This is a genomic window from Myroides sp. LJL115 (assembly GCF_054871665.1).
Window position 1 is genome coordinate 70284 of record NZ_JBTXLS010000008.1, and the last position, 8675, is coordinate 78958.

Annotated in this window: 7 protein-coding genes and 1 pseudogene; 5 read left to right on the forward strand and 3 right to left on the reverse strand. The window is 31.9% G+C overall.

Features of this window, described 5'->3' with window-relative positions; all coding sequences use genetic code 11:
- Positions 1–12: 12 nt before the first annotated feature.
- The 5 genes from ACYSNX_RS03570 (at position 13) to ACYSNX_RS03590 (ending at position 4162) form a co-directional block, all read left to right on the forward strand.
- The gene (locus tag ACYSNX_RS03570; protein WP_461753318.1) at positions 13–468 is read left to right on the forward strand and encodes a type I restriction enzyme HsdR N-terminal domain-containing protein; all 456 of its coding nucleotides are present in this window, start codon (positions 13–15) and stop codon (positions 466–468) included.
- Between the two features lie 4 nt (positions 469–472).
- The gene (locus ACYSNX_RS03575) at positions 473–1468 is read left to right on the forward strand and encodes a glycosyltransferase family 2 protein (RefSeq protein WP_461753325.1); all 996 of its coding nucleotides are present in this window, start codon (positions 473–475) and stop codon (positions 1466–1468) included.
- A 76-nt stretch (positions 1469–1544) separates the two neighbouring features.
- Positions 1545–2381 carry an OmpA/MotB family protein gene (locus tag ACYSNX_RS03580; RefSeq protein ID WP_461753319.1) on the forward strand — a complete coding sequence of 279 codons (837 nt, stop codon included), beginning with the start codon at positions 1545–1547 and terminating at the stop codon, positions 2379–2381.
- A 131-nt stretch (positions 2382–2512) separates the two neighbouring features.
- Positions 2513–3475: a metallophosphoesterase gene (locus tag ACYSNX_RS03585; RefSeq protein WP_461753320.1), complete on the forward strand. Its 963-nt coding sequence runs from the start codon at positions 2513–2515 to the stop codon at positions 3473–3475.
- A 228-nt stretch (positions 3476–3703) separates the two neighbouring features.
- On the forward strand, positions 3704–4162 hold the full coding sequence (locus ACYSNX_RS03590) for a hypothetical protein (RefSeq protein WP_461753321.1): 459 nt from the start codon (positions 3704–3706) through the stop codon (positions 4160–4162).
- Between the two features lie 601 nt (positions 4163–4763).
- Here the strand turns inward: ACYSNX_RS03590 and ACYSNX_RS03595 are convergent.
- The 3 genes and pseudogenes from ACYSNX_RS03595 to ACYSNX_RS03605 form a co-directional block, all read right to left on the reverse strand.
- Positions 4764–5999 carry a hypothetical protein gene (locus ACYSNX_RS03595; protein WP_461753322.1) on the reverse strand — a complete coding sequence of 412 codons (1236 nt, stop codon included), beginning with the start codon at positions 5997–5999 and terminating at the stop codon, positions 4764–4766.
- Positions 6000–6033: 34 nt separating this feature from the next.
- Positions 6034–7740 (reverse strand): hypothetical protein, encoded by a 1707-nt coding sequence (locus ACYSNX_RS03600; RefSeq protein ID WP_461753323.1) that lies wholly within the window; start codon positions 7738–7740, stop codon positions 6034–6036.
- A gap of 41 nt (positions 7741–7781) precedes the next feature.
- Positions 7782–8675 (reverse strand): annotated as a pseudogene (locus ACYSNX_RS03605) (hypothetical protein); the annotation flags it as partial.

Here is an 8675-nt window from a genome sequence, read left to right on the forward strand (position 1 = left end):
TATCTTTGCTTTATGCAAAAGTTAAATTATCCCGTATTTGAATTTCGTTTCAAAAATAGTGAAAATAAGCTATCTATTTTTGATGTGATTCGTAAAAAGTTTGTTTTACTTACCCCTGAGGAATGGGTTAGACAACATGTTGTTCATGAATTACTCTATATTAAAAACTATCCCATATCCTTAATTAGCGTAGAGAGAGTAGTTAAGATCAATACGATGAACAAACGATACGACGTGGTAGTTTTCCAACCAAATGGTCAAATTGAGATTTTAATAGAGTGTAAAGCTCCCTCCATTAAGATTACTCAAGAGACCTTTGATCAAATTGCTCGATATAACTTTGAACTTAGATCTAAGTACTTGTATGTAACCAATGGACTTAATCACTATTTCTGCCAAATGGATTACTCCAATAATCAATATATCTTTTTAAGAGACTACCCTATCTACACACCATTTATCCAATAATACAATTATGAAAAAAATAGCCGTTGCCATTTTAAATTACAATGGAGAAGCTTTATTAAAACAATTTTTACCCTCTGTTGTAAAATATTCCCCACAGGCTACGATCTATGTGATTGACAATAAATCCACAGATAACTCTATAAAGGTTTTACAGCAAGAGTTCCCAGAGGTAAAAATAATCCAAAACCAGGATAATTATGGTTATGCAGGAGGATATAATATAGGACTAAAGCAAATCGAAGAACCTTACTTAGCACTGGTCAACTCAGATATAGAAGTTACACCCAATTGGCTTGATTCTATTTTAGAACTTTGGGAAAATAGCCCCAATACAGCCATTATACAACCTAAGATTTTAGACTATAAAAATCCGGAGTACTTTGAATATGCTGGCGCAGGTGGTGGCTTTATAGATAAGTATGGCTTTCCCTTCACTAGAGGTAGAATTTTTGACACCATTGAGAAAGATATGGGCCAGTACAATGATATAACAGATATCTTTTGGGCAAGTGGAGCTTGCTTTTTTATTAAGACAAGTGTTTTTTGGGAACTAAATGGTTTTGATACGGACTTTTTTGCACATCAAGAGGAAATTGATTTATGCTGGAGAGCACATCATTTGGGGTATAAAACCCAATATTGTGGATTATCTACAGTTTATCACTTAGGTGGGGCAACCTTAGGATATCAAAATCCTCAAAAGACTTATTTAAATTTTAGAAATTCTTTATTGATGATGTATAAAAATCTTCCAAACAGCTCTAAATTTTTCACGATATTTTGCCGCCTATCTTTAGATGGCATAGCAGGAATTAGGCTCTTAACCCAAGGAAAACCTAAGCATTGCTGGGCTATAATACGCTCTCATTTTGCATTTTACAAAAGAATACCAAACTTTAACAACAAGGTAGTACAAGAGCCGATTTCTAATTATCATCACTGTAATTCCATTGTATATAGATACTTTGTGCAAGGCAAAAAATATTATAATAACATTTAACAATAAATATGTGTAAAAAATTATTACAATTGCACGCTATTTGATATATTTGATTCGAAATTCAATCATTATAATTATGAAAAAAGTAGTTTTAGGATTATCTGTGCTTGCCTTAGCACTTACTTCATGTGGAACTAAACAAAAAATTGCTGATTTAGAATCTAAAAATCAGGAAATACAAGATTTATTAAATACTTGTACTATTAAATTAAACTCTACTTTAGCAGAGAAACAAGCTTTAGCTAGTCAAGTAGACTATTTAAAACAAAATACCTCTGATTTAATTAGCAATGTTGGTAATCTAACGATGTTATCTTCTAAAGGTGCAGAAAACCTAGAAAAATCATTAGAAAGCTTAAAAGAGAAAGATTTAAAAATCTCTCGTTTACAAGATGCAATAACTAAAAAAGACTCAGTTACTTTAGCTTTAGTAAAAAGTTTGAAAAAAGAAGTTGGTTTCGACGACCCAGATATTCAAATAAATGTTGAAAAAGGAGTAGTATATATTTCTATTGCAGACAAATTATTATTCAAAACTGCTGGTTATGAAGTTAGTGACAATGCTAAGAGAGTTTTAGCTAAGGTTGCTAAAGTTGCACAAAGCAAACCTGACTTTGAAGTTATGGTAGAAGGACATACAGATAATGTATCTATTAAAAATGCTATGATGAGAAACAACTGGGATTTAAGTGTTAAACGTGCTTCTTCTATTGTTTCTGTTTTACAAAACGAATATGGTATTGCACCAGAGCGTTTAGTAGCTGCAGGACGTGGAGAATACCAACCACTTGTTCCTAATGATACAGCTCAAGATAGAGCAATCAACAGAAGAACTCGTATCGTATTATTACCAAAAATCGATCAGTTCTATGACATGATTGAAAAAGAAATGAAAGACTTAGCTAAACAATAGTTTTCGCTTATGCTTTAAAAATTGAAAAACCAGACTCATTTTAAGTCTGGTTTTTTCGTTATAGAAACTCTAAAATGCAACAGAAATACTTCTATTTATCTGATTTTTTTTGTAAATTAGAGAGAAAAACTATGAAAAACATTGACGCAGATTTCAACCATTTTGACCTAATAGGAGATATTCATGGACATAGCAATGATTTAAAACAATTACTAGAGCAATTAGGATACAGCAATACTAATGGCTATTACCAACACCCCACAAGAAAAGTACTTTTTTTAGGTGACTACATTGATAGAGGGATTAACGTAGTAGAAGTTTTACATATTGTAAAATCCATGGTGGATAACCATCAAGCTATTGCTTTAATGGGAAACCATGAATATAATGCTATATGCTATAATACAAAAGATAAGCAAGGCCATTATTTAAGGGAGCAAAATAAGAAGAACTTTAACCAGCATGCCGTTACCATGGCAGCATTTATGAAAGACCCTAAGAGCTACAAAATGTATATTGATTGGTTTACCACCCTACCATTATTCTATGAAAATAAGAATTTCAGAGCTGTACACGCTTGTTGGGACCCTGAGAGTATTGAATACTTAAGAAAATATACCAAAGATGGCGTACTTCCCTTAAAGTACTACCCTACCGTTGAGCAAAAAAACTCCCGTTTACATCAATGTCTAGAAATCACTTTAAAAGGCATGGAATTACCCCTACCTCAAGGACAGGTCTTCTATGATAAAGATCGTGCTATTCGAAATGACTTTAGGATTTCTTGGTGGATTTCACCTACTAACACTACCTACCAAGGTATTAATGCCATGAAGGAATACAAACTACCAGATACTCCATTAGATATTAAGCATATTCCTTTTTATAGTAGTAAAGAAAAACCAGTATTCTTTGGTCATTATTGGATGAAAGCTACAAAGGGAGAGAATCCTAAACTATTAAGTCCTAATGCGGCTTGTTTGGACTTTAGCGTGGCCAATGATGGACTTTTAGTTTGTTATCGTTATCAAGGAGAAAATATATTAGAAAATGATCGTTTATACTATAACCTAGAGAAGAAAATACATATTTGATAAGATAAAAAACAAAACTAGAAATTAAGTTCTCTATATTTATTATCATAATTGCAGTAAATAGGTAAAAAACAACATTATACTCGAGTATTTTTTTAAAACATTAAAAATTATCAACTAAAAATAACCATATACACTATATTTCCTATAAACACATTAACATATTTTAAATTTAACATATTTTAACTATATTGTAAAAGACAAACACAACGAAAATATAGAGTAATTATGATAAAATTTAAATCAAATCTTTCCTATTATATTAATCTAATAGAAAAACAAGAGTCAAACAATATAATACTATCTCAAATATTAAGCTATTTAAGTAGCGAGCATATTACCTTTTTGGGGTTCTACGCACTTTTGGAAAACAATAATATTTATCATTTAAAAAGTATAAAAAGAGATTTATTACATGCTTATTGCTCCTTAAAAAAATCAATTCAATCCGAGCAAAAGTATATTAACTGGGATCACTTACAAGACTTACGCATTATTAAGAATCTATGGCAAATTGAGGCTTTAGAACTATTAGAATACAAAAAACAGGATGTAGAAGAGATTTTGAACTTACAAAACGGCTATTTTTCTTCTCAAGACAAGAAAGAATCTATGAAGTGCAAACAAAACTTAGACGATCTAAAAGATTTACTTGGCTTTAACACTAAACCTTATGCTAGTGCATAATAAATACAATACCCTAGAAATATTACTATATTTCAATTAAATCAATCCTATAAGAAAACTAGTTTACAAGTATTCTTATAGGATTAATCTTTTATAGCCTCCACTAAACTCTAGTCATGCAATAACAAAATAAGTGGTCTACTTTTACCAAACTCTTCATAGATATCCAAACTAATAAATATCTATAATCGTTTCTTCTAGCTTACTGTTTTTAAAAATTCAGTTCCTCTTAAATGGGAACTTCTAAATATTGCTTTACGATGTTCCAGTATCTACGTTTTCATTTACACTTTCATAGAGAACAAAGGCGTTGAACTACTTCCCCCAAATTATAGAGATAGCTAGGTTAGATTTAAATTAGTTTTATTACTAATACCTTCGGCAAAAAACACTTTTGTTATTTAGTTTAGTTTCTAAAGATGAACTAAATACAATATGTAGTAATATTTTTGATAAATGGAATATCTCGCTACTAAAATTTGTGGGTAGAAAAAGCCTAGGTATGGATCTTGTATACCCCCCCAAAAAAAAAACAGCAGCATACCTAAGCATACTACTGTTTTTATGTTATTCGCAAATCTACGTTAAAAAAGTAACTCTGCTACTTTTGAGTAAACTCAATCACCGCATTATATTCTCCTTTAGGTAAAGGAGTATACATACTACCTGAGCCCAAACTAAAACTAATTTTAGTATTCTCAATAGCTACATCTGTTGTACCTACATTTATGGTATTACCGTTGGTATCTAGAATAGAGATACTAAAGACCGAAGAAATTTTGGATCTAAGATTGGTAGGGATAAGAACAAATGTTTCAGCATTATTCTCCTCTATACTTATAAAATCCTTATACACATAAATGCGTGCTTGTTCTACCTTATTACCTGTAGAGGTAGCTTCTAAGCTTATATTATAGCCAATGTAATTTCTAATGCTATTGTGAATCTCATCACCTGCATTTTGAAAAAAGTGTAAAATATTATGACCTATGTCAATGATGTGAGAGACTCTATCTCCGTTTTCATCGATCATACTTCTATAGAGAACTTCATTCTGCTCCCCTGGAAACTCCCCAAAATACACATTACCAGCATCTCTGTTACCGCTATTATCATCACCAATTATATTCAGAACTTCATTCCTTACATTAGTATTATTCTCTAAACTAGCTAATAAGTCATTTGTAAAGTCAACGAAATATTCTTTGCCACCTTCGGCGGTGTATTTATAAATGACTTTCCCTTTCTCTGGGGCAGGCTCCTGGGTATAAACTGAGTAGTCCCCCATTTGAGTTGCATTGACATCTTCTCTTCTAGTCATGGTAGTTTTTGTCTCTAAATCAGAAACAGCACTAGCTAGATCAATTAGAGTCTCTGTAGCTTTTCCTTGAGCATCAATTTCTACATTGTAAAAATTTCCCTCATTGGCTTTATAGATTACATAGTTCTTAATAGCAGAATTACCGTTTTCACCACTACCACCACCATCTGGTAAATTATCAAGAATCTCCTTTAAACTCTGACTATCGACTATTCTAGTCCAACTACTCCCAGTCCAATAGTAGTATCCTCTAGTTAAATCCTTGCTAGTATTTATACTAGTATTAAATACTAGAAGACCTATATTATTTGGATCTGAAGGGTTTCCGTTAATTGGCGAAAAAACATTAATATCACTTAGTGCTACGCTAGGTAAAATAACTCCCCTATCACCACCTTCACTATAAACGTGAAGCATGGCAGAATTAGAAGGTTTCTTTAAACCTATCCCTACTTGGGCGTGTCCTAAAAAGGACACCCCTAGTAAGGCAGAACAAATTATTAAATATTTCTTCATATTATTTTTTATTAGTTATTCTACTAATTTATATTTATTTAGCAATGTACTCATAAATAAGTTGGTAATTACCAGCTGGTAAATTAAGGTACATTATTCCTTGACCAAAGTCAAAGTTGAATGTTTTAGGTCCTACTTGCGCATCAGTAAAAGTACTTACTAATACCGATCCGTTTGGATCTAAAACTTGAATGGACAATAAGCGTCCAATTTCTATAGTAGAATCAATTACAAATTCTGTTTCTCCTGTAGAAGTTTTCACCTCTTTTTTAGGCTGTATAGTCACCGGAACAGACAATGTACTAGGTTTATCATCAGCTACACTTACTGTTTGCGTACCTCTATATACAGGCTTATTGTTTACAAAAGTATTTGTAAGCTTATCGCTATCGGTTACAATATCCAATCTAGTTACTTTCTTAATTGTATTTTGAACCTCTGTATTATTAGTGATCTCATTGATAATATTCTGTGAGATATCTATTGGAGTACGATTTCCATCTTTATCCACACTAAAAAGAATATCTTTTGCAGTAGTATCCTTTGGATCTATTTTTCCAAAATAAACATTGGATCCACCTTCTAAAAAGTTATTCACGATATTGGTAATATCTTCTTTAAGTTGTTCGTTATTATTGATAGTAGTGATTAAATCTTGGGTTAGATTGATATAATTTAACACTTCCCCATTTTCACCTTCTGTTACATATTCATAGAAAATCTCCCCTTTTTTAACCTTTGCTACATCTGGAGCTGTAGTTTTGGCAGCAAAACTAGGTGCTATACCATCTGCAGTAACTTCTCCTGTTTTTAACGATGTCTTAAACTCCATTTCGTTAAAATAGGTAGTAGTAGTGGTTTTATCTGGGTTTTTCGATACAAAATAATACTTCCCATCTCCATCCTTATGTAAAGTAACATTTCCTTCTATATTAATAAAAGTATTTTCTATAAACTCTTTATTATCAGTAAGATGCTCTATAAAAGTATCTCCAGCAATACTTGCAACATCAATATAGAATCCTAATGCTGGATCAATAGTTTCTATCGGAGCTGTTGGATTTTGAACTCTCCATTCCTTAATTACTTTTTCATTAAAATAGCGGTAACCTAATGTTACTTCTTTTGTACCGCCTATCCCATCATTAACGTTACCCTTCACTGGCAACATAAAGGTTTCTGTTTCGGTTCCTTTGATAATTTCTTCTAAAGTAATTTCTTTTAAGGTATAAGTAACTTTATTATCAGCATCTACACTTGGAACCAAATAACTAAACTTTCCTTTACCTGGATCATCTGTAGAAGGAGTAAAGGCAACTAAATAGCTAAGGTCAGTTCCTGATCCAGGAATTTTAGTAATTTTCTCAATCTCTTCGTAGATTTCTTTTCTTAAATTCTCTATAATGGTATTTAATCTACTCTCAGAAGTAATCAATTCCCATTGTGCAGTACTAGCACCAGACCAATAGTAAAATCCACTTGGAATTTCTTGAGTATCTAAGTTATTATAGATTAACATAGACTCCGTGTTACTACCCCCATTTAAGCCAAAAGTTTTTAAATCTTTTAAAGCCATACGTGGAATCAACACCCCTTTATCATCTGATTTTATCTCTAAAACAGCAGAGTCGTTCACTTTCTTTGCTCCTATCCCCACTCCTGGTTTACTTTGAGCATATGTTGTATGCAATACTCCAAAACTAAGTGCAAGAGTCATTGCGGCAATAATATTTTTCTTCATGATTTTTTTTGTTTTTGAATACTAATTAGACTTTTCGTGTTTTAAGGAGTTGTTGCTGTAAACTCAACAATAATCTCATAATTTCCAGGTTTCAATGGAAGTATGGTTTGACCATTTCCAAAAACAAAACTTAGTTTCCCTGCATCTAACTCTATATCTCTAGCTGTATTTAATACAACAGAACCATTTTGATTTAAAAGCTGTATACTCAGTACTTTGGTTGCATTCGCGCCTAAATCTACCGGAGCACTTAATACATTATTATAAGGAGTGTTAGCAGAAGCTGCTGTTACTGTTACCGTTTTCAAAAGACGGTATACCTCTGCCTTATTTAGACTTGTATTAATAGAAACTACTTGGGACTCCTCTAATTCTATTCTAGTTACTTTCTTAATAGTATTTTTAACCTCTGTATTATTGGTGATCTCATTGATAATATTCTGTGAGATATCTATTGGAGTACGATTTCCATCTTTATCCACACTAAAAAGAATATCTTTTGCAGTAGTATCTTTTGGATCTATTTTCCCATAGTAAACATTGGATCCACCTTCTAAAAAGTTATTTACGATATTGGTAATATCTTCTTTAAGTTCTTCGTTATTATTGATAGTAGTGATTAAATCTTGGGTTAGATTGATATAATTTAACTCTTTCCCATTTTCACCTTCTGTTACATATTCATAGAAAATCTCCCCTTTTTTAACCGTTGATTCATCTGGAGCTGTAGTTTTGGCAGCAAAACTAGGTGCTATACCATCTGCAGTAACTTCTCCTGTTTTTAACGATGTCTTAAACTCCATTTCGTTAAAATAGGTAGTAGTAGTGGTTTTATCTGGGTTTTTCGATACAAAATAATACTTCCCATCTCCATCCTTATGTAAAGTAACATTTCCTTCTATATTAATAAAAGTATTTTCTATAAACTCTTTATT